General features: G+C 67.3%; 26 protein-coding genes and 1 riboswitch. Of the genes, 23 read left to right on the forward strand and 3 right to left on the reverse strand.

The features are described 5' to 3' along the window. Positions 1–32: 32 nt before the first annotated feature. Positions 33–536: a protein-export chaperone SecB gene (secB, locus tag UCD39_RS19950; RefSeq protein ID WP_145735257.1), complete on the reverse strand. Its 504-nt coding sequence runs from the start codon at positions 534–536 to the stop codon at positions 33–35. 192 nt (positions 537–728) lie between these two features. Beyond that, positions 729–806: riboswitch (SAM riboswitch) on the forward strand. A 61-nt stretch (positions 807–867) separates the two neighbouring features. Between secB and metZ the strand changes: the two genes are divergently transcribed. The 12 genes from metZ to UCD39_RS20010 all read left to right on the forward strand — a co-directional run bounded on the left by metZ (position 868) and on the right by UCD39_RS20010 (position 14,496). Further along, positions 868–2,079: an O-succinylhomoserine sulfhydrylase gene (metZ, locus tag UCD39_RS19955; RefSeq protein WP_330497560.1), complete on the forward strand. Its 1,212-nt coding sequence runs from the start codon at positions 868–870 to the stop codon at positions 2,077–2,079. A 137-nt stretch (positions 2,080–2,216) separates the two neighbouring features. Beyond that, on the forward strand, positions 2,217–2,837 hold the full coding sequence (locus UCD39_RS19960) for a hypothetical protein (protein WP_330497561.1): 621 nt from the start codon (positions 2,217–2,219) through the stop codon (positions 2,835–2,837). A 358-nt stretch (positions 2,838–3,195) separates the two neighbouring features. After that, the gene (locus tag UCD39_RS19965) at positions 3,196–6,060 is read left to right on the forward strand and encodes a [protein-PII] uridylyltransferase (protein WP_330497562.1); all 2,865 of its coding nucleotides are present in this window, start codon (positions 3,196–3,198) and stop codon (positions 6,058–6,060) included. Between the two features lie 192 nt (positions 6,061–6,252). Next, positions 6,253–7,809, forward strand: coding sequence for a murein biosynthesis integral membrane protein MurJ (gene murJ, locus UCD39_RS19970; RefSeq protein WP_330497563.1), 1,557 nt, complete (start codon positions 6,253–6,255; stop codon positions 7,807–7,809). Positions 7,810–7,910: 101 nt separating this feature from the next. Further along, complete coding sequence (trpS, locus tag UCD39_RS19975; RefSeq protein ID WP_145735261.1) at positions 7,911–8,909, forward strand: tryptophan--tRNA ligase; 999 nt, start codon at positions 7,911–7,913, stop codon at positions 8,907–8,909. A 148-nt stretch (positions 8,910–9,057) separates the two neighbouring features. Then, on the forward strand, positions 9,058–9,981 hold the full coding sequence (locus tag UCD39_RS19980; protein WP_145735262.1) for a sulfite exporter TauE/SafE family protein: 924 nt from the start codon (positions 9,058–9,060) through the stop codon (positions 9,979–9,981). Further along, positions 9,978–10,739 carry a TIGR02186 family protein gene (locus UCD39_RS19985; protein ID WP_330497564.1) on the forward strand — a complete coding sequence of 254 codons (762 nt, stop codon included), beginning with the start codon at positions 9,978–9,980 and terminating at the stop codon, positions 10,737–10,739. Before UCD39_RS19980 ends, UCD39_RS19985 begins: the two co-directional genes overlap by 4 nt. 45 nt (positions 10,740–10,784) lie before the next feature. After that, positions 10,785–11,123 carry a universal stress protein gene (locus UCD39_RS19990; RefSeq protein ID WP_330497565.1) on the forward strand — a complete coding sequence of 113 codons (339 nt, stop codon included), beginning with the start codon at positions 10,785–10,787 and terminating at the stop codon, positions 11,121–11,123. Between the two features lie 29 nt (positions 11,124–11,152). After that, positions 11,153–11,293 carry a hypothetical protein gene (locus tag UCD39_RS19995; RefSeq protein WP_330497566.1) on the forward strand — a complete coding sequence of 47 codons (141 nt, stop codon included), beginning with the start codon at positions 11,153–11,155 and terminating at the stop codon, positions 11,291–11,293. Positions 11,294–11,665: 372 nt separating this feature from the next. After that, positions 11,666–12,220, forward strand: a complete 555-nt coding sequence (locus UCD39_RS20000; protein ID WP_330497567.1) for a NifU family protein — start codon at positions 11,666–11,668, stop codon at positions 12,218–12,220. A 462-nt stretch (positions 12,221–12,682) separates the two neighbouring features. Then, on the forward strand, positions 12,683–13,756 hold the full coding sequence (locus tag UCD39_RS20005; RefSeq protein WP_330497568.1) for a glucosaminidase domain-containing protein: 1,074 nt from the start codon (positions 12,683–12,685) through the stop codon (positions 13,754–13,756). 149 nt (positions 13,757–13,905) lie between these two features. Next, entirely contained in the window at positions 13,906–14,496 is a 591-nt protein-coding gene (locus UCD39_RS20010) for a malonic semialdehyde reductase (RefSeq protein ID WP_330497569.1), read from the forward strand. 32 nt (positions 14,497–14,528) lie between these two features. Here UCD39_RS20010 and ddpX read toward each other — a convergent pair whose 3' ends face one another. Further along, a complete protein-coding gene (ddpX, locus tag UCD39_RS20015) occupies positions 14,529–15,104 on the reverse strand; it encodes a D-alanyl-D-alanine dipeptidase (protein ID WP_330497570.1) in 576 nt (191 codons plus the stop codon). A gap of 45 nt (positions 15,105–15,149) precedes the next feature. Here ddpX and tsaB point away from each other — a divergent pair, with 45 nt between their 5' ends. Both tsaB and UCD39_RS20025 read left to right on the forward strand, forming a co-directional pair. Continuing rightward, complete coding sequence (tsaB, locus tag UCD39_RS20020; protein ID WP_330497571.1) at positions 15,150–15,929, forward strand: tRNA (adenosine(37)-N6)-threonylcarbamoyltransferase complex dimerization subunit type 1 TsaB; 780 nt, start codon at positions 15,150–15,152, stop codon at positions 15,927–15,929. Next, on the forward strand, positions 15,926–16,426 hold the full coding sequence (locus UCD39_RS20025; RefSeq protein ID WP_330497572.1) for a GNAT family N-acetyltransferase: 501 nt from the start codon (positions 15,926–15,928) through the stop codon (positions 16,424–16,426). The genes tsaB and UCD39_RS20025 overlap by 4 nt, the downstream gene beginning before the upstream one ends. Before the next feature lie 43 nt (positions 16,427–16,469). On the opposite strand, the gene UCD39_RS20030 is transcribed toward UCD39_RS20025, so the two are convergent. Continuing rightward, on the reverse strand, positions 16,470–16,679 hold the full coding sequence (locus UCD39_RS20030; protein WP_330498492.1) for a sulfurtransferase TusA family protein: 210 nt from the start codon (positions 16,677–16,679) through the stop codon (positions 16,470–16,472). A gap of 132 nt (positions 16,680–16,811) precedes the next feature. On the opposite strand from UCD39_RS20030, the gene UCD39_RS20035 reads away from it, so the two are divergent. The 9 genes from UCD39_RS20035 to UCD39_RS20075 all read left to right on the forward strand — a co-directional run bounded on the left by UCD39_RS20035 (position 16,812) and on the right by UCD39_RS20075 (position 26,088). Beyond that, positions 16,812–17,225 carry a Ros/MucR family transcriptional regulator gene (locus UCD39_RS20035; protein WP_145735270.1) on the forward strand — a complete coding sequence of 138 codons (414 nt, stop codon included), beginning with the start codon at positions 16,812–16,814 and terminating at the stop codon, positions 17,223–17,225. 531 nt (positions 17,226–17,756) lie between these two features. Further along, positions 17,757–18,572 carry a GNAT family N-acetyltransferase gene (locus UCD39_RS20040; protein ID WP_145735271.1) on the forward strand — a complete coding sequence of 272 codons (816 nt, stop codon included), beginning with the start codon at positions 17,757–17,759 and terminating at the stop codon, positions 18,570–18,572. A gap of 50 nt (positions 18,573–18,622) precedes the next feature. Then, the gene (locus UCD39_RS20045) at positions 18,623–19,498 is read left to right on the forward strand and encodes a lysophospholipid acyltransferase family protein (RefSeq protein WP_330497573.1); all 876 of its coding nucleotides are present in this window, start codon (positions 18,623–18,625) and stop codon (positions 19,496–19,498) included. Positions 19,499–19,671: 173 nt separating this feature from the next. Next, on the forward strand, positions 19,672–21,108 hold the full coding sequence (miaB, locus tag UCD39_RS20050) for a tRNA (N6-isopentenyl adenosine(37)-C2)-methylthiotransferase MiaB (RefSeq protein ID WP_442943683.1): 1,437 nt from the start codon (positions 19,672–19,674) through the stop codon (positions 21,106–21,108). Between the two features lie 5 nt (positions 21,109–21,113). After that, complete coding sequence (locus UCD39_RS20055) at positions 21,114–22,136, forward strand: PhoH family protein (protein ID WP_330498493.1); 1,023 nt, start codon at positions 21,114–21,116, stop codon at positions 22,134–22,136. Continuing rightward, entirely contained in the window at positions 22,133–22,729 is a 597-nt protein-coding gene (gene ybeY, locus UCD39_RS20060; protein WP_330497575.1) for an rRNA maturation RNase YbeY, read from the forward strand. Before UCD39_RS20055 ends, ybeY begins: the two co-directional genes overlap by 4 nt. Before the next feature lie 3 nt (positions 22,730–22,732). Further along, the gene (locus UCD39_RS20065) at positions 22,733–23,659 is read left to right on the forward strand and encodes a hemolysin family protein (RefSeq protein ID WP_330497576.1); all 927 of its coding nucleotides are present in this window, start codon (positions 22,733–22,735) and stop codon (positions 23,657–23,659) included. Positions 23,660–23,688: 29 nt separating this feature from the next. Next, entirely contained in the window at positions 23,689–25,356 is a 1,668-nt protein-coding gene (gene lnt, locus UCD39_RS20070; RefSeq protein WP_330497577.1) for an apolipoprotein N-acyltransferase, read from the forward strand. Between the two features lie 261 nt (positions 25,357–25,617). Continuing rightward, on the forward strand, positions 25,618–26,088 hold the full coding sequence (locus tag UCD39_RS20075; protein WP_145735276.1) for a helix-turn-helix domain-containing protein: 471 nt from the start codon (positions 25,618–25,620) through the stop codon (positions 26,086–26,088). Positions 26,089–26,210 lie beyond the last annotated feature (122 nt).

Genomic DNA, 26,210 nt, shown 5'->3' on the forward strand with positions numbered 1-26,210 from the left:
AACAGTAGCCGGGCTTACGCCCGTATCAAGACTTACGCCTGGGCCATGTCTTCTGGCTTTTCAGCCGCCAGCACCTGGCGGCGGTACAGATCCACGAAGTCCAGCGGCTGCAGCATCAGCGGCGGGAAACCGCCGTCGCGCACCGCGTCGGACACGATGGCGCGGGCGAACGGGAACAGCAGGCGCGGCGCCTCGATCAGCAGGACGGCGCGGGTCTGGTCGACCGGCATGGGCGGCATGGAGAAGATGCCGGCGTAGGACAGTTCCACGATGAAGGCGGTGCGCCCGTCGTGGTTGGCCTCGGCGCGGATGTTCAGCGCGACCTCATGGACGTTTTCCGCCACGTTGCGGGCCTGCACGTCGACCTGCAGGTCGACCTTGGGCTGCTGGCCGTTCATCAGGCTGGCGGGGGCGTTCGGGTTCTCGAACGACAGATCCCGGACGTACTGGGCATTGACCACCAGCGGCAGCATGCCGGCGCCTTCGGTGGCGGTGCTTCCGTTGGCGGCGCCGTTCAGGCTGGTCTCATCGGACATAGGTCTGGGACTCCCGGTAAAAGCAAATCAGCTATTCCGCAGAAGCGGACTGACGCGCGCGGGACTAGCACGGAAGCGGCTGGCCGGCAACCGCCCAATATATCCTGGGCCTTCCCAGGGCCCCTGGGGGCCGTCCTTGCATTGTGTCGATGACAAGGTCGCCGTTGACGCTCGCCCCGGCCTGGGCCTAAAAACGGTGCCCGTGGTGATTTGCTGACCGGCTTGCAGACCACGTTAAACAAGCTGCTAAAAGGTCGGGCCGTACATAAGGTACACCGACCACGCCGCCGCCCTCGCCGGTCGCGGTTGCCTTATGATCGGAGTGACGGCCATGGGCCAGACGCCTGACAATCCCGCTTCCACCGCCCCCACGTACCGTTCGCGCACCCAGTTGGTGCATGGCGGCACACGCCGCAGCGGCTTCGAGGAAACCTCCGAAGCGCTGTTCCTGACCTCGGGCTTCATCTACGCCAGTGCCGAGGAGGCCGAGGCCGCCTTCGTCAACGATGGCTCGCGCTTCGTCTATTCCCGCTTCCGCAACCCCACCGTTGTCATGCTGGAGGAACGGCTGGCCGGCTATGAGGGCTTCAGCCGCTGTATCGCCACGGCCAGTGGCATGGCGGCCGTGCATCTGGCGGTCATGGGGCTGCTGAAGGCCGGCGACCGGGTGGTGGCACCGCACGCACTGTTTGGTTCCTGCCTCTACATCATCAAGGATCTGGCGCCGCGCTACGGCATCCAGTGCACCCTGGTGGACGGCACGGATCTGACGCAGTGGGAAGAGGCGCTGTCCACCCCGGCCACCGTCGTTTTCCTGGAAAGCCCCAGCAACCCCACCATGCAGGTGGTGGACGTGGCGGCGGTGGCGGATCTGGCCCACAAGGCCGGGGCCCGCGTCGTGGTCGACAACGTCTTCGCCACCCCCGTCCTGCAACGGCCCAAGGAATTGGGCGCCGACGTGGTGGTCTATTCCGCCACCAAGCATATCGACGGCCAGGGTCGCTGCCTGGGCGGCGCCGTGCTGTGTGATGACGAGGTGGCGGCCCTGATCTCCCCCGTCCTGCGCCACACCGGCCCATCCATGAGCCCCTTCAACGCCTGGGTGCTGCTGAAGGGCCTGGAGACGCTGGAACTGCGCGTCAACGCACAGGCCACATCCGCCCTGGCGCTGGCCCAGTTCCTGGAAAGCCACCCGGCGGTGGCGACGGTGCTATATCCCGGCCTGCCCAGCCATCCGCAGCATGACCTGGCCATGCGCCAGATGAAGAGCGGCGGCACGCTCATCACCTTCGACGTGAAAGGTGGCAAGGAGGCGGCGTTCCGCCTGCTGAACACGCTGAAGATCATCAAGATCTCCAACAACCTGGGCGATGCCAAAAGCCTGATCACCCACAACGCCACCACCACCCACCAACGTCTGACGGATGATGAGAAGGCCAAGGTGGGCATCGGCCCCGGCACCCTGCGCCTGTCCGTGGGCCTGGAGGATGCGGACGACCTGCGTGACGATCTGGCCGCCGGCCTGGCCGCCGCCGCCGGCTGACCGGCTGCGTAGACATCGGCCCTGGGTACAATTCAACTTTCGTCTCAGGTGAGGACACAACTTCCCCTGTGGACGGTTGTCGGCGTTTCCCCTAATGTTGCGGTGCAACAACGCAGCGCAACATGGGGAGCGCTTACGTGCCCGACCGGCATTTCCCTTACCCCCAAGCCCCGCGACCGACCAAGCGGCCGCGCCGGGGGCGCATCGGCATGGTTCTTCCCGGCACGCCGGAGGCCATGCACCTGAAGCGGGCCCAGGTGGAACTGGACCGGGTGGCGACGCGGGTGCATGAGACCGCCTTCGCCTCGGCCCACACCATCACCGCCCGGCTCGGCCTGCTGGCCCAGACCGGCGGCGACCCGGTCGCCCTGGGCACCAACCCCGAATTTGAGCGCATGGGCCGTGAGAAGGTCGAGGCGTTCGCGGACTCCGCCCTTGCCCTGGTGGGCGGCATGCGCGCCTTCCAGGACGCGTGGTGGCGCTGGCGCGACCACCAGGTGGACGCGTTGGGCGAATTCGCCCGCGCCACCTGGTCTTCATGGCATCCCGGTGATTGGGTGACGGCGGAACGCCGCCTGGTCACCTCAACCCTGCGCGCCGCCACCGGCGCTTTCACCCGTTTCAGCCACGCCACCAGCCGCCTGGGCGGGCTGGGCCTGGCCCCCATCCACCGTGCCGCCTCGGCAAACGCCCGGCGCCTGTCGCTGGTGCCCCGGTTTCTGCCGCGGCGCGGCGATGCGCCGGAGGGGGGCCGATAGCGTCAGGAAGGGCCCCGGGACAGGGAAGGGGCCCAAAAAAGGTAGTCAGCCTGAAGCCTGGGAATCGAAACAACAAAATCCGGGAGGCGGCCATGGGACAAAGGGCAGGGGGGAAACCCCCGGAAGATCAGGATCGGGTGGCACGGACGTGCTGGACCGTCCAGCCAGCGCGTCGCCGACCCCGTCCGACGCTAAATGGTTAGGCAAGGCATCGGCCCGCGCATGGAGTGATGCGTGGGAAAAAGTTTGTGCCATACTCCCCGTCCGTCCCGGGACCCGCAGTGCTGGTGCCCCGATCCTGGATGATGCCCGCCTGGCCGGTTTGACACGCCGGGCTTTGCCAGAGACCCGCCGCCCCATGTCTTCCACCGCCAAGACCATCCCTACCGCCTCTTCCGCACAGGCGGGCGCGCCGCCGGAAGACGACCGGGTGGTGGAAGCCCTGCCAACGGCCGAACTGCTGACCACCCGCCTGGCCAACCTGGCGGATGGCGATCTGCGGCCGGACGCCTTGCGCGTCGGTATCCTGGCCCTGATGCGCCAGACGCTGGACCAGGGCCGCGCCCAGACCCGCCGTCGCTTGGAAGGTGGCGGCCGGGGGGAGGTCTGCCTGCGTGAGGCCACGGCGCTGACCGACGCCATCGTGGTGTCGCTGGCGGACTTCGCCCTGCACCGTGTCTTCCCGACCGCGGGCCCCACCCGGGGTGAACAGTTCGCCGTGGTGGCCACCGGCGGCTATGGCCGCAAGGAGATGGCGCCCTTCTCCGACGTCGACCTGCTGTTCCTGCTGCCGTACAAGCGCACGCCGCGCATCGAGCAGGTGGTGGAATACGTCCTGTACCTGCTGTGGGATCTGGGGCTGAAGGTCGGCCACGCCGTGCGGTCGGTGGATGAGTGCGTGCGCCAGGCCCTGGGCGACATCACCATCCGCACCAGCCTGCTGGAGGCCCGCTTCCTCTACGGTGACGACAAGCTGTTCACCGAGTTCCGCAAGCGCTTCGCCAAGGAGGTGGTGGCCCACACCGGCCCCGCCTTCATCGAGGCCAAGCTGGCCGAGCGCGACAGCCGCCACCTGAAGTTCTGCGACAGCCGCTATGTGCTGGAACCGAACGTGAAGGAGGGCAAGGGTGGCCTGCGCGATCTGCAGACCCTGTTCTGGATCGCCAAGTACGTCTATCAGGTCGACAAGGTGAAGGATCTGGTGGCCAACGGCGTGCTGCTGGCCGAGGAGGCGCAGCGCTTCGCCAAGGCGCAGAACTTCCTGTGGACCTGCCGCTGCCACCTGCACTACCTGACCGGCCGGGGCGAGGATCGCCTGACCTTCGACGTGCAGGGCGAGATGGCCCGCCGCCTGGGCTATACCGACCACGCCGGCACCAGCGACGTCGAACGCTTCATGAAGCACTACTTCCTGATGGCCAAGGATGTGGGGGACCTCACCCGCATCCTGTGCGCCACCCTGGAACAGGAAAGCCAGCGGCCGCCCCGCTTCGCCTTCCTGCGGCGGCTGAAGCCCAGTGAGCTGGAAGGCTTCGTCATCGACAACGGCCGTCTCAGCATCCGGGACGAGCGGCATTTCCGCGACAAGCCGGTGGACATGGTGCGCCTGTTCCGCGTGGCGCAGTGGCACAACCTGGACATCCATCCCAAGGCGCTGCGCGCCCTGGCGCGCTCCATCTCCGCCTTGGGTCCCAAGGTGCGCAATGATCCGGAGGCCAACCGGCTGTTCCTGGAAATCCTGGGGTCGCGCAAGGATCCCGAGGTCACGCTGCGCCGCATGAACGAGGCCGGGGTACTGGGCCGTTTCCTGCCGGATTTCGGCCGGGTCGTGGCCCAGATGCAGTACGACATGTACCACATGTTCACGGTGGACGAGCACACGCTGTTCGCCATGGGCATCCTGCACGACATCGACAAGGGCAACCTGAAGGACGAGGTGCCGCTGGCCTGCGAGGTCATCCATACCCTCAGTTCCAAGCGCGCCCTGTCGGTCGCCCTGCTGCTGCATGACGTGGCCAAGGGTCGGGGTGGCGACCACTCCATCCTGGGCGCCAAGGTGGCGGAAAAGCTGTGCCCCCGCCTGGGCATGACGGAGGAGGAGACGGAAACGGTGGCCTGGCTGGTGCGCCAGCACCTGACCATGTCCATCGTCGCCTTCAAGCGCGACCTGGATGACGAGAAGACCATCCGCGACTTCATCGATATCGTGAAGTCGCCGGAACGTCTCAAACTGCTGCTGGTCCTGACCGTGGCCGACATCCGCGCCGTGGGTCCCGGCCGCTGGAACAACTGGAAGGCCACGCTGCTGCGCCAGTTGTACTGGCGGGCCGAGGAAATGATGTCCGGCGGCGTCGTGGGGTCCGACGGGCGGGAGGCGCGCATCATCAACGCGCAAGGCGCGTTGCGCGCCCAGTTGACGGATTGGTCGCCGGCCGATGTCGACCACCATCTGGCGCTGGGCTACCCCAATTACTGGCTGGCCTTCGATCCGCCAACCCTGGCCCAGCATGCCCGCCTGATCCATGAGGCGGAGGCCAAGCAGGCGCCGCTGACCATCGAGACCCGCTACGATCCCGGCCGCTCGGTGACGGAGGTGACGATCTACACCGCCGACCATGCCGGCCTGTTCTCCCGCCTGGCGGGAGCCATGGCACTGGCCGGCGGCGACATCGTGGACGCGCGCATCACCACCATGACCAATGGCATGGCGCTGGACGTCTTCTCCCTGCAGGGTGCCGGCACCAGTGGCGCCCGCTTCGACAGCGGGGATAAACGGGCGCGGCTGAAGTCCAGCGTGGAAAAGGCGCTGGCCGGCGATATCAAGCTGGCGCCGGAGTTGGCGAAGCGCGCCTCGCCCTTGCCGTCGCGCACCCGGGTGTTCCGCGTGCCACCCCGCGTGCTGGTCGACAACAAGGCCAGCGCCGGCTACACGGTCATCGAGGTCAACGGCCGCGACCGCCCCGGCCTGCTGTATGACCTGACCCGGGCGCTGACGGCGCTGAACCTGCAGATCGCCTCGGCCAAGATCTCCACCTACGGCAACGCCGCCGTCGACGTGTTCTATGTGAAGGACATCTTCGGCCTGAAGGTGGCGCATGAGGCCAAGCTGGCCCAGATCCGCAAGGAACTGCTGGCCGTGCTGGACGAGCCGGACCCGGCGGCGGAGCAGCCCAAGGCCAAGCCGCCAGCCCGGCGTCGCTCCACCGCCGCAGCGGCTGAGTGAGGTCAACGGACGTGCTGCGTGGCCTGGGCCTGTTTCAGTTTTCCCTAGGCCCCGACCGGGGCCGCCGGAGCTTTTCGGGAGCGTCAGCGGGCTGGAAAGCGAGAAAACCAAGCCGGCGGTTGCCGGCGCCCGGCACCCGAGGGAACATGAAATCTGGCGCCTGCGCCCGTTTTCGGATAATGCGCGGGCACTATGAGCTTCGCGCGCGCTACCGCCACCGTCGGCGGTCTCACCCTCATCTCCCGCGTCGGCGGGTTCGTCCGTGACCTGCTGACCGCCTGGGTGCTGGGGGCGGGGGTGTCAGCCGACATCTTCATCGTGGCGCAGCGGCTGCCCAACTACTTCCGCTCCATGTTCGCGGAAGGGGCCTTCACCGTCAGCTTCGTGCCCATGTACTCCGCCGACCTGAAGGCGCGGGGGCGGGGGCCGGCGGACCAGTTCGCCGACCAGGCGCTGTCCTTCATGGTGCTGGTGCTGCTGCCCATCACCGCCCTGGTGATGATGGCCATGCCCTGGGTGATGCTGGGCCTGGCCAGCGGCTACGCCGACCAGCCGGACCATTTCTCCCGCCTGGTGGAATTGGGGCGCATCACCTTCCCCTATCTCATGTTCATTTCCATCACCGCCCTGCAGACCGGGGTGCTGAACGCCCTGGGGCGGTTCGCGCCGGGGGCGGCGGCGCCCATCGCCTTCAACATCTGCATGATCGCCGCCCTGGGCTGCACCGTCTGGCTGCATCTTGAGGCCAATCTGGGCCAGGCCTGGGGCCTGACCATCTCGGGCATGGTGCAGATGATCTGGCTGGCGGTGTCCTGCCACCGGGCGGGGGTAAGCCTGCGTCTCACCTGGCCGCGCCTGACGCCGGATTTGCGGCGGCTGTTCCGCCAGATGGTGCCCGGCGCCATCAGCGCCAGCGTCATCCAGATCAACCTGATCATCGGCACCCATGTGGCCTCCCTACTGCCCTCGGGGTCGATCTCCTACCTCTATTATGCCGACCGCCTGAACCAGCTGCCCCTGGGCGTCATCGGCATCGCCATCGGCACCGCCCTGCTGCCCACCCTGTCGCGCCATGTGCAGGCCGGGGAGCGGGACGCCATCGACCATCATGTCAGCCGGGGGATCGAGTTCGGTCTGCTGCTGGCCCTGCCGGCGGCCTTCGCCCTGGGCCTGGTGCCGGAACCCATCTACAAGGCGCTGTTCCACGGCGGCCGCTTCGGCCTGGCGGAGGCGCACCAGACCGCCTTGGCCCTGGCCGTCTACGCCCCCGGTATCCCGGCCTATGTCGCGTCCAAGGTGCTGACGGCCATCTACTTCGCCCACCAGGACACGCGCACCCCCATGCGCATCGCCATCGCCACCCTGGTGGGCAACATGGTTCTGGCCACCGTGCTGGCGCTGTACACGCCCCTGGCCCATGTCGGCATCGCGCTTGCCAGCACGATCACCGCCTGGGGCAACATCAGCCTGCTGGCCCTGTCGCTGGCCCGGCGCGGCTGGCTGCGGCTGGACCGCCAGCTGCTGACCCGGGCGCCGCGCATCCTGGCGGCCAGCCTGGTCATGGCCGGATGCCTAGTACCGCTGGCCCATGTGCTGGACCCCTATTTCATGGACAGTGTCTGGGTGCGCGTGCCGGCGCTGGCCGCCCTGGTGACGGCGGGCCTGGCGGTCTATGGCATCGCCGTCGTCGCGCTGCGCGGCGTGGTCATTTCCGACTTCCTGGCGCGCTTGCGGCGGCGGCGGAAGTAACAGTTCACGGGAAGACAGGGGCCCCTCCGGCTTGACCGAAAGCGGGGCGGGGCCCTACCTTCCCCATCCGGTTTTATCATCTGGCCCAAGGTTTCCATCCCATGACCCGCATCTTCTCCGGCATGCAGCCGACCCGCCTGCTCCACCTCGGCAACTACCTGGGCGCGCTGCGGAACTGGGTGGATTTGCAGGACCAGTATGAATGCATCTTCTGCGTCGTGGATTTGCACGCCCTGACGCTGCCGCAGGACGCCCCGACGCTGACCAAGAACATCCGCGCCGTGGCCGCGGCCTACATCGCCGCCGGCATCGATCCCGACCGTAACCTGATCTACAACCAGTCGGCCGTGTCGGGCCATTCGGAACTGGCCTGGATCTTCTCCTGCCACACCCCCATGGGCTGGCTGAACCGCATGACCCAGTTCAAGGAGAAGGCGGGCAAGCAGAAGGACATGGCGGCCCTGGGCCTCTATGCCTATCCCGTGCTGATGGCCGCCGACATCCTGCTGTACAAGGCGACCCACGTGCCGGTGGGCGAGGACCAGAAGCAGCACCTGGAACTGGCCCGCGACATCGCCGGCGCCTTCAACCGCTTCTATGAGAAGGACGTCTTCCCCCTGCCGGAACCGCAGATCCTGGGGGAGGCCACCCGGGTGATGAGCCTGCGCGATGGCACCAAGAAGATGAGCAAGTCGGACGAGTCCGACTACAGCCGCATCAACCTGACGGACGACGCCGACGCCATCGCCCTGAAGATCCGCAAGGCCAAGACCGATCCGGAGCCGCTGCCGGCCACGCTGGAGGAATTGGCCAAGCGGGCCGAGGCCGACAATCTGGTCACCATCTACGCGGCGCTGGAGAACATCTCCAAGCAGGACGCCCTGTCCCGCCACGCCGGCGCCACCTTCTCCGCCTTCAAGGCCGATCTGTGCGACCTGGCGGTGGCCAAGCTGTCGCCCATCACCGCCAAGATGAACCAGCTGCTGGCCGACCCGGCCGAGCTGGACCGGATCCTGCGCAAGGGCGCTGACAAAGCCAACGAGATCGCGGCCCAGACCATGGCCGAGGTGAAGGACATCGTGGGCCTGCTGCGGCCGTAAACCGCACAGGGGTTCCGGGGCTTTGAGATCAGCGGCATGGGGCCCGTTCCCGTGCCGCTTTTCTTTTGGGCGGACGGCCAAGTCCCATGGCCCATGCCTGGCCGCTCAGGTAGAGTGGTCTTCATGGCCGGCACGCCTTAAGGGTCCCATGCAAATCTACCTGCCGATCGCCGAAATGTCGGTCAACGTCTTCTGGGTCCTGGGCCTGGGCGCCATGGTCGGCTTCCTGTCGGGCCTGTTCGGCGTGGGCGGTGGCTTCCTGATGACGCCGCTGCTGATCTTCATCGGCGTGCCGCCGGCGGTGGCGGTGGGCACCCAGGCCAACCAGCTGGTCGGGGCCGGCGTCTCCGGCGTCATGTACCATTGGCGCAAGCGCAACGTGGATGTGAAGCTGGGCCTGGTCATGCAGGCCGGCGGCATCGTCGGCACCGTGCTGGGCGTCCTGCTGTTCGGCATGCTGCAGCGGTTGGGCCATATCGATTTGGTCATCTCCCTGTCCTACGTCATCTTCCTGGGCGGCATCAGCGGCCTGATGCTGATGGAAAGCGTGCGCGCCCTGTTCCGCGGCCGCCGTAAGGGGGCGACGCGGGGCAAGCTGCACCACCACACCTGGCTGCATGGCCTGCCGTTCAAAATGCGCTTCCCCCGCTCGCGATTGTACATCAGCGTGTTGCTGCCGGTGGGCATTGGCTTCATCGGGGGCGTGCTGGTGGCCATCATGGGCATCGGCGGCGGCTTCCTGCTGGTGCCGGCCATGATCTACATCCTGGGCATGCCCACCACCCTGGTGGCCGGCACCTCTCTGCTACAGATCATCCTGACCACGGGCGTGGCCGCCGTGCTGCAGGCGGCCACCAACCATACGGTCGATATCCTGCTGGCCCTCATGCTGCTGGTCGGCGGCGTGCTGGGGGCGCAGCTGGGGTCCCGCGCCAGCGGCTACCTCAAGGGCGAACAGGCCCGCGCCCTGCTGGCGCTGACCGTCCTGGGCGTGGCGGTGAAACTGGCGGTGGACTTGGTGCTGACGCCGGACGACCTCTATTCCATCACCACCACGGCAGGCCCCAAATGAAGGCGCCGCGCGGCAAGGGGATGATGGTGATGCTGGCATTGCTGGCATTCTGCATGCCCGCACCGTGGACGCCCGCGCGGGCCCAGACCCTGGTCGCGGATCTGTCCAGCCACCTGATCGCCATCACCACCGGCTTCACCGGCACCGACGTGGTGCTGTTTGGCGCCATAGACCAGCCCGGCGATGTCGCCGTGGTGATCGAGGGGCCGGAGACATCCCAGACCGTGCGGCGCAAGGACCGCATCGCCGGCATCTGGATCAACAATGAGACCCTGAAGTTCTCGCACGTTCCCGGCTTCTACGGTGTCGCCAGCAACAAGCCGCTGGACGCGCTGCTGCCGCCGGCGGTCGCCCAGCGCCATGAAATCGGCCTCGACCATGTACGCATGCTGCCCCGCGTCGATGCTGACGCGGCCACGGTGGCGGAATTTCGCGCCGCCCTGATCCGCAACAAGCAGCGCGAGGGCCTCTACGGCACCGAGGTGGGGGAGGTGGTGTTCCTGGGCCAGCGCCTGTTCCGCACCTCCATCAGCTTCCCCGCCAACGTGCCCATCGGCCTATACACCGTCAGTGTCTATCTCATCCGCGACCGTGACGTGGTGGGGGCGCAGACGACGCCCCTGGCCGTCAGCAAGATCGGCTTTTCCGCCGACATCTTCGACTTCGCCCAGCATGACGGCCTGGCTTATGGCGTGATGGGCGTGCTGTTGGCGGTCGGTGCCGGCTGGCTGGCCGGCAGCGTGTTCCGCAAGGGCTGATGGCCCGATCGTTTCAACCGGTTCAACAGATGGGTGCCGCGTCCCATGTCCATCGATGATCCCACCCCTGGCGTCTCCCCCGCTGCCGATGGCCCCACCCGCATCTTCCTGGTGGTGGTGGATGAGACGGAGGAGATGACCGTCGCCCTGCACTATGCCGCCCGCCGCGCCCGCAGCACCGGCGGCCGCGTCGCCCTGCTGCATTGCATAGAGCCGGGCGACTTCCAGCATTGGGCGGCAGTGGAGGACCTGATGCGCCAGGAGCGCCGGGAAGAGGCGGAGCAGCTGCTGCAGCGCCTGGCCCGCGACGTGGTGGACATCTGCGGTTCCCCCCGGCCCTCTATCTGCGCGAGGGCGACACCCGGGACGAACTACTGGCCCTGATCGCGGAGGAACCCTCCATCTCCATCCTGGTGCTGGCCGCCGGCACCGGCACCGCCGGGCCCGGCCCCCTCATCACCTATATCGTGGGCAAGATGTCGGGCACGTTGCGCATCCCCATCACCATCGTTCCCGGTTCGCTGAACGACCTGCAACTGGACGCGATCACCTGACCACTTCCCACATCCCAAGGGGGTGTATTTTGACTCGTTGCGGGGCTGTTTTAAAACTGTGACCGTTTTTAAAAGCCGTGATGGCCGTCATTCCGCTTTTGAAAATCCGTACTTTTAAAATACGCCAATGGTTGCAGTCGCGGGGACGGATCCTCTGCCCAGATGCCACTAATTCCGCAGGAATTCCGCGATTTCGCGGGCTTGTTTCGAGGCCGTGCCAGTTGCGGCGGAGGGTCGCGCAGACCGGGTTTGCTGCCTGGCGCCTTGATATTGGCGGACAGTCGCCCCATTTTGGCTAAAATGCTGATGCACATACGGCGCGCTGTCGTATTTTAAGTCCGCATTTCCGTGTTGTCTTTCAAGGTTTTCCAGATGTTCATCCAGACCGAGGACACCCCCAATCCGGCCACCCTGAAGTTCATTCCGGGCCGGGAGGTGTTGGCGCGGGGGACGGCCGACTTTGCCGACCGGACGGCTGCCGACCGCTCGCCCTTGGCGCAGGCGCTGTTCGACGTCGATGGCGTGGAACGCGTTTTCCTGGGCGGTGATTTCGTCACCGTGACCAAGGGCGGGAACCAGGATTGGTTCACGCTGAAGCCCCAGATTCTGGGCCGGATCATGGAACATTTCGCCGCCGGCCGCCCCGTCCTGCTGGACGAGGCGGAAGACGGTCATAGCGCGGGTGAAGAAGAAGATTCCGAGATCATCACCCAGATTAAGGAATTGCTGGACACGCGCGTCCGTCCCGCCGTGGCACAGGATGGTGGCGACATCACTTTTCACGGTTTCGACAAGGGTATCGTCTACTTGAGCATGAAGGGTTCCTGCGCCGGATGCCCCAGCTCGACGGCGACATTGAAGGCCGGCATCGAAAACATGCTGCGTTACTACATTCCTGAGGTTGTCGAAGTTCGCGCAGCCCGCTAGTATGCGCGCCGCCCACCCCCCAACAAAGGACGGGGGAAGGATGTTTGTGGGCGGTACCCGATGGGGGGAGCGACGGAAAAGCGTCCCCACCTGGGTGTAAGTTCCCGTCCAGCCATGCCGGCCTGGAGAATGGCCCACATAGTGGCGGGCCCATTGGGCATGGCTGAACGGATTATCCCGGATTTGATTTCCGGCAGCAAAAACGTCCCATGGACGCGTACCCCGGTCGCCCTATGTCCCTAAGCTGTGGACGCGATCGATGGGGCGGGCGTCTGGACGTTCCTCGGTAACTGTTCGGAGCATTCATTAATGGCGAAGGTCGACACTGCGGGGATTCCCGCGCAGCGCTGGCTGGCTATTGGTTCCGTGCTCGTGATGGTTTTCGCGGTGTTCCCGTTAACCCTCGCTGAGCTGGCGTCTGGAAGCGGTCCGCTTCTGGCCCCCACCGGTTTCATTGTCCCCGTGACGCGCCCGACCCCTCCGGTCTTGGCCCAGGCACCGCAGCAACCCGCCCCCGTCCAGCCCAAGCTGGACGCGCAGAACCTGCTGGCCCTGTTCAAGGAAAAGAATTTCACGTTGGATGAGGTGCGTACCGGCGAGCGTCCCGTACCGCGCATCGTGCTGGCCGGCCTGCCCCGTGACCTGGGCAAGATGGACAGCGTCGATGATCGCAAGCAGATCTTCGTGAACACCATGCTGCCCCTGGTGCTGCTGGTGAACGAGGAGATCGAGCGTGACCGCGCCCGCCTGACCGCCCTGCGCGACAGCATGAAGGGCATACCGGCCGATGCCGCCAAGGCCGGTGGCCCGGCCGCCGTGTCCGTCAATGCCAACGTCGCCGCCGCTGCTCCGGTGAATGCACCGGTGGGCGGAAAGGTCGTGGCGGCCGCCATCCATACCCTGGCACCGGGCGTGGCCCCCCATGGTGCCGCCGAGGCCGTCCCGGCCACGGCTGCTGCTGCCCCTGCTGGCGCAGCCCTGTCGCCGCTGGACCAGGTGTGGGTGGCCCGCCTGGCCGCCCGCTACGGCATGGACCCCACCCGCAAGATCGACCTGGACGCCCTGCTGCGCCGGGTGGACGTGGTGCCGGTGTCCATGGCGCTGGCCCAGGCGGCGGAGGAAAGCGGCTGGGGCACCTCCCGCTTCGCCCAGCATGGCAACGCCTTGTTCGGCCAGCTGACCTGGTCGGAAGAGGAGAAGGAGGGCATCACCCCGCGCAACCGCCATCCCGGTGACACCTCCCGCTTCCGCAAGTTCGAGGATCTGCTGGAGTGCGTGCGCGTCTACATGCAGAACCTGAACACGCATGACGCCTACGCGCAGTTCCGCGCCACCCGCGCCACCCTGCGTAAACAGGGCAAGCCGCTGGACACCCTGCTGCTGCTCAACACGCTGGACAAGTATTCGGAACTGGGGCCGGTGTACGTGAAGGCGGTGCGCTCCCTTATCCGCAGCAACAACCTGCGCGACTTCGATCAGGCGGTGCTGCATAACGAACCGCAGCAGATCGTGGTGCAGGTGAAGCGCGCCAGCTGATGGTCGCGTCCCAGGTTGTCGTGGCCACCCGGCGCTCTTGATGGTTTCTTGATTTTCCCGGTGGCGCCGGACCGGCAGTGTTGGCGCCACCGATCCCCGGCACCGTCCGGGGCCAACCCGGACGATCACCAGGCAGGAAAACCATACCCATGAGCGAACCCCTGAGCGAGGCAGGCAAGGACCTGTTGTTCCGTACCGCCCGCACCCAGAACGGCTGGCTGGACAAGCCGGTGCCCGAGGCCCTGCTGCGTGAGCTGTACGACCTGTTCAAGTTCGGACCCACCAGCGCCAACGCCAGCCCCGCCCGCGTCGTTTTCGTGACCAGCCCCGAGGCCAAGCAGCGGCTGAAGCCCGCCCTGTCCGGCAACAACACGGAAAAGACGATGACGGCACCGGTCACCGCCATCATCGGCCACGACCTGGAATTCTATGAGCAGCTTCCCCGCCTGTTCCCCCACGCCGACGCCCGGTCGTGGTTCACCAGCAGCGAGGAATTGGCCCGCACCACGGCCTTCCGCAACGGCACCCTTCAGGGCGCCTATCTCATACTGGCCGCCCGTTCCCTGGGGCTGGATTGCGGGCCCATGTCCGGTTTCGACAACGCCAAGGTGGACGCCGAGTTTTTCCCTGGGGGCACGGTGAAGTCCAACTTCCTGTGCAATCTGGGCTACGGCGATCCGTCCAAGGTCTTCCCGCGCCTGCCGCGCCTGGCGTTCGAAGAGGCGTGCAGCATAGTTTGACCCCGTCGGTCGCCGTCGTCCCGGCCCTGGGTTCAGGCTGCCAGCCTTGGGCCCAGGGCGCCGTCGTCCACCAGCGGGTGGAGGTGGGCGTCCGGCAACTGGTAATGCCACCACTCCGCCGGATAATGCGTCCAGCCCGCCACGGCCATGATGCCCAGCAGCAGGGCCCGGTTGCGCTGGGCCGCTGGGCTGACCGTGTCATCCCCGTGATGGGCCTGCGGACTCATGTCGTCGAAGCAGGTCCCCATTTCCAACGGCGTTCCATCGGCCTGGGCCAGAGTCAGGTCCACGGCCACACCCCGCGTGTGGTTGGACCCTGACCGCGGGTCGGCGATGAACACCGGGTCGGGCAGGGCGCGCCACAGCGCCCATTGCGCCTGGGGCGGGCGATAGGCGTCGAACACCCGCAACCGCAAGCCCAGCGCGCCGGCGCGAACCACGGCGCGGGCCAGACGCTCGGCCGCCTCCGGGTGCAGCAGGCAGGCCGGACGCGCGTACAGGGGGCTTCCCGTCAGGTTGTCCGCCGTGGCATAGCGAAGGTCCAGGTCGACGTCGAACCCCGTCTCCGGGGCGATGGTCACGAAACGCGGCTGGCCGGTGGGCGCCATGGTCGTCTGCTGCCTTGCTTGGGACTGTTTTAGGGAAACCGCCATATGGGCCAATCGAGCGGCCAATCCAGCACCGGCGCGCCGGCCGACGGCCCCACGATAGCATTGGGCATCGACACCGCCACCAGCGTCTGTGCCGTGGCGCTGTGGCGTTTCGATCCGGCCACGGGACACTCTGAGGCCCTGGCGGCACGGGCCGAGCCCCTGTCCCGGGGGCAGGCGGAGCGGCTTCTGCCCCTGGTGGGGGAGGTGCTGGCCCAGGCCGGCCTGGATTACGCCGCCATCGACCGCCATGGCGTCACCATCGGCCCCGGCGCCTTCACCGGCCTGCGCGTCGGCTTGGCGGCGGCGCGGGGCCTGGCGCTGGCGTCCGGCCGCCCGCTGATGGGGGTCACCGGGCTGGAGGCCTTCGCCCACGCCGCTGTTCATGGCCTGGGCGGCCCCCTTGTGCCGGCTGGCCGTTCCGCCCCCCTGTTGGTCGCTATCGATAGCCGCCGCGAGGATTTTTACCTGCAGGCGTTCGATCCCGCGGGGGCCCCCCTGTCCCCGCCGGAGGCCGTGTTGCCGGCCGACGTGCCGGCCTTCGCCGCCCGCTTCGCCGGCCCGCCCTTGCTACTGGGCGATGCCGCGCCGGCGGTGGCCGCCGTCCTGGCCGCTGCGGGCTGTGACCACACCGTCGCCGCCCTGGCGCCGGAGGGGCCGGCGCTGGCGGTGGCGCGCCTGGCGGCGATGGCCACCCCGGCGACGCTGGCGGCCCACCCGGCCAACCCCCTGTACATCCGAGCGCCCGACGTCACGGTGGCCCAGCCCGGAGCCGGACGATGATGTCCTCCTGGCATGTCCGCCCGGCGCTGGCGGCGGAGGTTGAGGTGCTGGCGGCGGTGCATGCCCTGTGCTTCGCCGACGCTACTGTCGCCGGGCCGGCCTGGTCGGCCCAGGCCATCGCCGACCTTCTCAGTCTGCCGGGCGTGGCCGCCCTCATGATCCTGGATGGCGATCAACCACCGGGCTTGCCCTTGGGCATGGCCCTGATCCGCACCGTGGTTGATGAGGCGGAAATCCTGACCATCGGGGTTATCCCGGATGCCAGAGGCCGGGGGTTGGGCGCCGCCCTGGTTCAGGCCTGCGTCGACAGGGCCGCGTCGGCCGGGGCCGCCGCCCTTTATTTGGAAGTGGCGGAAACCAACACGCCAGCCCGCCGCCTTTACGCCGCCACCGGTTTCGAGCCCGTCGGCCGGCGGGCAAATTACTACCACCTCGCCGGCCAGCCCGTGGCCGCGATGCTCCTTCGCCGGGAAGTCGGCGCGGGCGGAACGGCGTAAAACAAGCTGCCTGCCGGTCGGCAACAAAAAAAGCGGGTAGAGTTCATCGTGTCACACGTATGCGATGTACGCCTTCCGGCATGTCAATCCGCTCCGGTCCACGCATCTCCACTGTATATCCATGTTCAATCAAGGATCGGGGCACGTTGTGCAGCGGCTCACCGCTGTTGAGGCGAATTTCCAGCGTTTCACCCGGCCTCAGCTTTTCGACCGCAAGTTTGGCTCTGACAAAGGTAATAGGGCAAACTTGCATCGTTATATCCAAAAGACTGATTATAGCTGTCTCGCTTGTCACTCTATCCTCGCACGATGGACTTGAACGTTATTGCCATGCCTATGGTTTAGACTTATACAAGTCAGGTACTGAATCCTTGGAGTAAGGAAAATGACCGGTCCGTCCGCGGCGAATGAGTTGTTGTCCCTGACCACGGAAATTGTTTCCGCCCATGTCTCCAATAATACCGTCCCACCCGCCGATCTGACCGGGCTGATCGAGCAGGTCTACAAAACCCTGACCAACATCGGCCAGGACCAGCCGGCGGCCGTGGAAAAGCCCCAGCCCGCCGTTCCCATCAAGCGCTCGGTCACGCCTGAATACATTGTGTGCCTTGAGGATGGGAAAAAGCTGAAAATGCTGAAGCGCCATCTGAAGACGGCCTACAACATGACGCCCGAGGAATACCGGGAGAAGTGGTCGTTGCCGACGGACTATCCCATGGTGGCGCCGAATTACGCCAAGCAACGCTCGCGCTTGGCCAAGGAAATCGGCCTGGGCACCCGGGCGCGCGGCGACGCCTGACGCCCCGGCGCGGCGGATCCGGCTGGTCGCGGCCGGAGTAATCCTCCCGATAGCCCGCGCGCATGGTAGGGCTGCGCCGTGACACGGGCGGCCCGGTTCGATGCCGACGTCAAGGCTGGTGTTCCAGGCTTTGAGGGACGAGGGAAGGGTAAGGGGGTGACGGCTGGCCGGTCGGGCTGCCGTCCTGTCCTCTATCCAGCGACATCGGGCACTTAAGGCGCCTTTGCCACTTTCCGGAACATCCGCAGGGGCCGTCCGGCGCCACCATGATTACGGCTCACCCGCCACACCCCTGGCGAGATCGCTCCGAATATTTCTGCAGCCTAACAGACCCGTGAATGTTTCGTGACCCGGTGGGGTTGGGGCACATGACTCGGTTGACCGCCCCGCCGCGCTTTGTGGTATGCCAATGGCGGAAGCGTTTTTCCGGGGACCATAAGCCCGGCTTCGACAGGCCGGGACTTCGGACGGGGAACGCGTCACGCAAATCGCGACCGCCTCTGGCGCCGCTCAAGGACCGCGAACGAGAGCATGGCTGACATCACGATCGACGCTCTGACCTCTGGCGATCTTCGCATGGGGAGCTTGGAGGTCCGCCTGGCCGAGACGAAGGCCGAGGTTGAGGCCGCCCAGGCCATCCGCTACCGGGTCTTCTACGAAGAGATGGAAGCGCAAGCGACGCCGGAAATGGCGCGCCTGCGCCGCGATTTCGATGATTTCGACCCGCTGTGCGACCACCTGCTGGTCATCGACCACGCCCAGGGCGCCGGCGCCGCCGGTGTCGTGGGCACCTACCGCCTCATCCGCCGCGCCGCCGCCGCCCGCGCCGGCTCCTTCTACTCCAGCGATGAATACGATATCTCGCGGCTGGAGGAGTACCGGGGCGAGATTCTGGAGCTGGGCCGGTCGTGCGTCGATGCGGCCTACCGCAGCCGTCACGCCATGCAGCTGCTGTGGCGCGGCATCGCGGCCTACGTCGCGGTTTACGACATCCACCTGCTGTTCGGGTGCGCCAGCCTGCCGGGGACCGATCCCAAGGCGCTGGCCCTGCCGCTGTCCTACCTGCATTACCACCACCTGGCGCCGCCGGCCCTGCGCCCCGTCGCCCTGCCGCACCGCTATGTCGACATGCGCCTGATGGCGGAGCATGACGTGGACGCGCGCCGGGGTCTGGCCCTGGTGCCGCCGCTGATCAAGGGCTACTTGCGCCTGGGCGGTTTCGTGGGTGATGGCGCCGTGGTCGATCACCAGTTCAACACCACCGACGTTTCCATCGTGGTGAAGACCGACATGATCACCGACAAGTACCTCCGCCACTACGAACGGCGCGGATCGGCGTTGATCTGATCCTGCCGGCATCCCATTCATTTTCATTCGCACCCGGAGGAGGGCATTCCATGGCGATCGGCTCCACCCGTGCCGGTTTCCTGCGCCTGGCCCTCTACATGGCGTGGACCTTCCTGTGCATCCCCGTGCAGGCGACCCTGGTGTCGCTCAACCTGCCGGGACAGGCGCGCTTTCCCCGCTTTTACCACCGGGTGTGCTGCCGCCTGATGTTGGCGCTGGACGTGGACGTGGTGGGTCAGCCCTCGGTGGACCGGCCGACGCTGTTCGTCTCCAACCATTCCTCCTACCTGGACATCCCGGTCCTGGGCTCCGTCATCCCGTGCTCCTTCGTGGCCAAGTCCGAGGTGGGCCTATGGCCGCTGTTCGGCCTGCTGGCCAAGCTGCAGCGCACCGTCTTCGTCAACCGCGCCAACAAGCGCGAGGCGGGCAAGCAGCGCGATGACATGGCCGGCCGCCTGATCGCCGGTGACAGCCTGGTGCTGTTCCCCGAGGGCACCAGCAGCGACGGCAATCGCGTGCTGCCCTTCAAGACGGCGCTGTTCGCCGTGGCCAACACCCAGGTGGATGGCCGTGCCGTGGCGGTTCAGCCGGTCAGCGTCGTCTGCACCCACCTGGACAACCTGCCCCTGGGGCATGATTTGCGCCCCCTGTACGCCTGGTATGGCGACATGGAGCTGCCGCCCCACCTCTGGCAGATGATCGGCGCCGGCCGCCTGCGCATCCGGGTGGAGTTCCATCCCGTGGTGTCGCTGGAGGACTTCAGCTCGCGCAAGGCCCTGGCGGACCATTGCTGGCAGGTGGTGGCCGCCGGGGTGGACCGCGCCGTGGCCGGCCGCTGGTCGCGTCCGGTGCCGGTGGCCCGGCCCGCCGCCCCGGCCGGTATCGGGCCGGAAGCCGCGACGGGGGCGGCCAGGGGGATGGCTTGACCCCGCCGTCTTTCCGAATGGGAACAGCCCCGGCTGGACCCTGTATTGACCCATGCCCACCTTGACTACGACCGCCGGCCGCCCGATGTTACGGTCCGCGCGCCAGCCCTGGGCCGGCGCGCCTTTTGTGTTCGTGCGGTGTTCCCGGGCCAAGGGCCGGCAGGGGCAGGGAGTTGGGTGTGGCGACCTCGCGTAAGAAGCTGTTCATCAAGACCTACGGCTGCCAGATGAACGTCTATGACAGCGGCCGCATGGCCGACGTCCTGGCGCCGCTGGGCTATGAACCAGCGGAAGAGGCGGAGGGGGCCGACATGGTCATCCTCAACACCTGCCACATCCGTGAGAAGGCGTCGGAGAAGGTCTATTCCGAGCTGGGCCGCCTGCGCCTGCAGCAGCAGGAGAAGGCCGCACAGGGCGAGCGCATGATCATCGCCGTGGCCGGCTGCGTCGCCCAGGCCGAGGGCGCGGAGATCATGGCCCGCGCGCCCCATGTCGACATGGTGTTCGGCCCGCAGACCTATCACCAGCTGCCGGAGATGGTCACCCGGGCCGTGCGCGGCGCCGGCGGCGTCATCAACACCGACTTCCCGGTGGAAAGCAAATTCGACCTGCTGCCGGGCGAGGGCGCAACACCGCAGGGGCCATCTGCCTTCGTCTCCGTCCAGGAGGGATGCGACAAGTTCTGCACCTTCTGCGTCGTGCCGTATACGCGCGGTGCCGAATACTCCCGCTCCGCCACGCAGATCCTGGAAGAGACGCGGCGCATGGTGGCCAACGGCACGGTGGAAATCACCCTGCTGGGCCAGAACGTCAACGCCTACCACGGCGAAGGTCCCGGCGGTGGCACCTGGGGTCTGGGCCGGCTGATCCGTGAACTGGCGGAGATCGACGGGCTTTCCCGCATCCGCTACACCACCTCCCACCCCCGGGACATGGATGACGACCTGATCCGTGCCCATGGCGAGGTGCCGCAGCTCATGCCCTTCGTCCATTTGCCGGTGCAAAGCGGGTCGGATCGCATCCTGGCGGCCATGAACCGCAAGCACACCGCCGACGACTATCGCCGCATCGTCGACAAGCTGCGCGCCGCCCGGCCGGGCCTGGCGCTCAGCAGCGACTTCATCGTCGGCTTCCCCGGCGAGACGGCGGAGGATTTCGCCGCCACCCTGCGGCTGATCACCGACGTCGGCTTCGCCAGCGCCTATTCCTTCAAGTATAGCGCCCGCCCCGGCACTCCCGCCGCCGCGATGGCGGAAGGCCGCCTGACCGAGGATGACAAGTCGGAACGGCTGGAGGCGGTGCAGACCCTGCTGGCCGAACAGCAGCGCGCCTTCAACGCCAGCCTGCTGGGCACGGTGCAGGAGGTGCTGTTCGACCGGCGCGGCAAGCATGCGGGCCAGTTGCTGGGCCGCAGCCCCCACATGCAGGCGGTCCACGCCGCCGCCCCCGACCGCCTGCTGGGCCAGGTGGTCCCGGTGCGCATCACCGCCGCCTCGGCCAGCAGCCTGGGCGGCGAGGTCGTCACCACCGAGACGGTTCTGGGGAACAAAACCGCCCCGTCCGGTGTCGCCCCCGACATCAAGGCCAATCATCAGGAGATGACGGCGTGACCCACGTGTCCGGAACGGACCAGCGCATCGACCTGCAGTTCGATGACAATCGCCTGCTTCCCCTGCTGTTCGGGGAACATGAACAGTATCTGAGCCGCATCGAGCGCCAGTTGGGGGTCAGCCTCATCAGCCGCGGCAATTGCCTGACCATCACCGGTCCGGAAGACGCCACCGGTGCCGCGCGCGCCGCCCTGGACGCGCTGTGGGAACGGCTGAAGCGGGGCATGCCCGTCGGCCCGGCCGAGGTGGACGCCGCCATGCGCATCGCCACAGGGGTCGATGCCGAAAGCCGGGGCCGGGCCCTGGCCTCCATCACCCGGCCCGAGGCGGTGCTGAAGACCCGCCGCCGCGATATCACCCCCCGCTCCCCCACCCAGGCCGCCTACCTCAAGGCGCTGGCGGAGAACGAGCTGGTGTTCGGCCTGGGCCCCGCCGGCACGGGCAAGACCTACCTGGCCATGGCGCAGGCGGTGTCGCTGCTGATCACCGGCCGGGTTGACCGTATCGTCCTGTCCCGCCCGGCGGTGGAGGCGGGGGAGAAGCTGGGCTTCCTGCCCGGCGACATGCGCGAGAAGGTGGACCCCTACCTGCGCCCACTGTACGACGCGCTCTACGACATGCTGCCGGCCGAGCAGGTGGCCAAGCGCCTGGGCTCGGGCGAGATCGAGGTGGCGCCCCTGGCGTTCATGCGCGGCCGCACGCTGGCCAACGCCTTCGTCGTGCTGGACGAGGCGCAGAACACCACGCCCATGCAGATGAAGATGTTCCTGACCCGCCTGGGCGAGGGTAGCCGCATGGCCATCACCGGCGACCTCAGCCAGGTGGATTTGCCCGGCGGCGTGAAGTCCGGCCTGCGCGAGGCGGTTGAGGTGCTGGAGGGCGTGCAGGGGGCCGCCTTCGTCCATTTCTCCGCCGCCGACGTGGTGCGCCACCCGCTGGTGGGCCGCATCGTCGACGCCTATGACCGCGCCGACGCCCGGCGCAAGCGGCCGGTGGAAATGGCCAAGGCGCCGGAGACCGGGGAATGACCGTGGACACGGCCCGGGCCGATGCCCTGGAGATCATCGTCGAGGTCGAGGCCGGCGACTGGGAGGCCACCATCCCCGGGGTCGAGGAGGTGGTGACCAAGGCCGCGCGCAAGGCCCTGGTCCAGGCGCTGGCGGTGGATGCCGACGCCCTGCCGGAAGGGGAGGGCGAGGTGTCCATTCTGCTGTCCGACAACGCCGCCGTGCGCGTGCTGAACCACCAGTACCGGGGCAAGGACAAGCCCACCAACGTCCTCTCCTTCCCCATGCTGGGGGACGAGGACGAGGACGAGGAATTTGAGCTGCCGGAAGGGATGGACCGCCCGCCCTATCTGCTGGGCGACATCATCCTGGCGTATGAAACCTTGATGACGGAGGCGGCGGAACAGAACAAACCCGTCGCCAACCACTTGACCCACCTTGTGATCCATGGCGTGCTGCACTTATTGGGCTATGATCACATTGAGGACGCCGAGGCCGAGACCATGGAACGGCTGGAGACGGTGATCCTGGCGGACATGGGCATAGCCGATCCCTACCGGGACGGTGCCGGCCCCACCCGCGAAGACCCTCAGAGCGAAGAGACCACGCGCTAAACGATGGCCGATCTTTCCGACAGTCGAACGCCCCGTGAAGACGGGGCCGAAGATCACGGGTCACTGACCCAGCAATTCCGGGGCTGGCTGCGGGCCGCCCTGGGCGGGCGCGTGGATCCCACGCTGCGCGACACCATTGAAGAGCTGATCGAGGACAGCAGCGCGGACGAAACGTCCGTGGGCGGCAATGAGCGCACGCTGCTGGCCAACATCCTGAAGCTCCGGGGCCGGACCGTGGTCGACATCATGGTGCCGCGCGCCGACATCCTGGGCATCGAGGCCTCGATCAGCCTACCAGATCTGATCCGCCGGTTTTCCGAGGACGCGCACTCGCGCATGCCGGTCTACCGCGAGACGCTGGACGATGTCATCGGCATGGTCCACATCAAGGACATCCTGGCGGTGGTGGCCGACCAGCGGCCCTTCGACCTGGAATCCATCGTGCGCGAGGTGCAGATCGTGGCGCCCAGCATGCCGGTCCTGGACCTGCTGCTGCACATGCGCCAGGCGCACCAGCACATGGCCCTGGTGGTGGACGAGTTCGGCGGCATCGACGGCCTGGTGACCATCGAGGATTTGGTGGAGGAGATCGTCGGCGAGATCGAGGACGAACATGACGACGCGGTGCAGCCGCGCATCGTGGAACGCCCCGACGGCACGCTGATCGCCGACGCCCGCCTGCCGCTGGAGGATTTCGAGGCCCGCGTCGGCCCCGTCCTGGACGAGGAAGAGCGGGAGGAGGTCGACACCCTGGGTGGCCTGGTCTTCTCCCTGGCCGGCCGCATCCCCCGCCGGGGCGAGACGCTGGTCCATCCCTCGGGCATCGAGTTCGAGGTGGTGGACGCCGACCCCCGGCGCATCAAGCGGCTGCGCGTGCGCAACCTGCCCACGGTACCCGGCCAGGACCTGCCCTTGGCGACGGGTTCCTGACGCCCCCGCAACCGGAGAGCATCCCCATCGTGAGCCTGCCCGACCGTCTGGCCCGCCTCGCCACCCGTCTGCGCGAGGGCGGCCGTTGGCGTCGCCTGGGCCTGGCCGCCCTTCTCGGCGGCCTCGCCACGCTGGCCATGCCCCCCGTGAACGCCGTCCCGGTGCTGTGGCTGGCCTTTCCCGGCCTGATCTGGCTGTTGGATGGGGTGGAGCGTCCGGCCGGCGCCTTCTGGACCGGCCTGGCCTTCGCCTTCGGCCATTTCGTGTTGGGCCTGTACTGGGTGGGGGCGGCCCTGCTGGTCTTCCCCCGTTTCTGGCCCATGCTGCCCTTGGCCGTGGCCGGCTTGCCGTTCCTGCTGGGCCTGTTCGTGGGGACGGGCACCTTGGCCTGGTGGGCCCTGGTGCGGCGCTTTCGGATCGGAGGTGTCTCCCGCTGCCTGCTGTTCGCCGTGCTGTGGACGGTGGTGGAATATGCGCGCGGCCATGCCTTCACTGGCTTCCCCTGGAACCTGATGGGCTATGTCTGGGTCGGCCTGCCCGGCCCGGCGCAGGTCGGCTCCCTGGTCGGGGTTTACGGCGTGACGCTGCTGACGGTGTTGCCCGCCAGCCTGCCGGCGGTGCTGGCCGATGGCGGGCGCCGGCCCTGGATGGCCCCGGCGGTGGGCCTGGGCCTGGTGGCCCTGATGGCCGCCTACGGCATCGCGCGCGTGCCGGCGGGCGAGGCGCCGCTGGTGCCGGGGGTCATGCTGCGCCTGGTGCAGCCCAACATTCCCCAGACGGACAAGTGGAACGCGCAGCTGGAACTGGATCATGTCCGCCTGCTGCTGGCGCTGTCGCGACAACCACAACCTCCGGGCCAGTCCCCCGTCACTACCCTGGTCTGGCCGGAGACGGCCGTGCCCTACCTGCTGGAGGATGAGCCGGAGCTGCTGAAGGCGGTGGGCCAGGTGACCCCGCCCGGCGGCCTGACCCTCACGGGCACCCTGCGGCTGACGCCCGCGGGTCAGCCAGGCGCGGAGGATGGCACCGACACCTATTGGAACAGTCTGGTGGTGGTGAACGACCAGGGCCAGGTGCTGGACCATTACGACAAGGCCCACCTGGTGCCTTTCGGTGAATACACCCCTCTGCGCCGCTGGCTGCCCCTGCGGGCGGTGGCCCTGGTGTCGCCGGGCAATTCCATCCTGGGATCGGGGCCGGGGCCCCGTACCCTCGATCTTCCCGGCCTGCCGCCGGTCAGCCCGCTGATCTGTTACGAGGTCATCTTCCCCGGTATGGTGACGGCGCAGGAGGCCGGCACCGGGGGCACGCCCAAGGGGGGTGCGACAAAAGACGCCGTCCCCCCGGCGCGGCCCCGCTGGCTGCTGAACGTCACCAACGACGCCTGGTACGGCCTCACCGCCGGGCCGCACCAGCATTTGGCCATCGCCACCATGCGCGCCATCGAGGAAGGGTTGCCCTTGGTGCGCGCCGCCAACACCGGCATTTCGGCGGTGGTCGACCCCTATGGCCGCGAATTGGGCCGCCTGGCGCTGGGGACGCGCGGGGTGCTTGACCTTCCGCTGCCTGAACCGACGATTCAGCCTACGCCTTATGCCCGATGGGGTGATGGCCCCTTGGCCGCTTTACTCTTGGCCGTAATGGGCGTTATCTATTTTTTCACGCTTCGGCTGTATCAGGGTAGGCAGTGCCCTTGATGCCCATGCCGGAAGTCCGTGATTGGCCGCACCAGAACCCGTGGCGCCGCCGTTGGGGTTTTTAACCCCGCGATTGTCACCGGGATCCGGCGCTGGCCTGTGATCGAATGGATCATGCGCCCCTGCGCGAGGCCCGGTTTCCGGGCGACGGACCGAACAAGGGCCAGGGAGTGGGACGGTGGGATGCAGGCGGTGCGCCTTGACCGTCCGGGAACGCTTGGCTTAGGGTCGTAATCGATCCGTAACGTGAGGATTTGGATCATGGAGAGTGCAGTTGTGGCCCGCCGTTCCACCGGTGGGCGGCCTCGGATCGGAAAACCCAACCCGATCGACGTCCATGTCGGCAGCCGCGTGCGCTTGCGCCGCACCCTGCTGGGCATGAGCCAGGAAAAGCTGGGGGAGGCCATCGGCCTGACCTTCCAGCAGGTGCAGAAGTACGAGCGCGGGGCCAACCGCATCGGTGCCTCGCGCCTGTTCGACCTGTCGCGCGTGCTCGACGTGCCGGTGTCCTTCTTCTTCGACGACATGGCCGGCGACACGCCGAACGACGTCGTGGATGAGGCCCTGTCCCCGGACATGGGCTTCGACGCCGACCCGATGGCCAAGCGCGAGACGCTGGAACTGGTCCGCGCCTATTACCGCATTTCCGACCCCGCCGTGCGCAAGCGCCTGTTCGAACTGACCAAGGCCGTCGCCAATTCCGGTGTGGAATCTGTGGCTGACGTTGCGTGATGGGGGCCTGCCCCTTGACCGCGCTGTAGAAGCCTGCGAAAAACGCCGCCTGGCTGCATAAGCCCGCGCGGCGTTTTTTTGTCGATATAACATCGCTCCGCCGTAAATAGCCGTCGTTACAT

Origin of the sequence: Nitrospirillum karajorum, assembly GCF_036348415.1 — a bacterium.
In the GTDB taxonomy this organism is placed as follows: Bacteria; Pseudomonadota; Alphaproteobacteria; order Azospirillales; family Azospirillaceae; genus Nitrospirillum; species Nitrospirillum amazonense_B.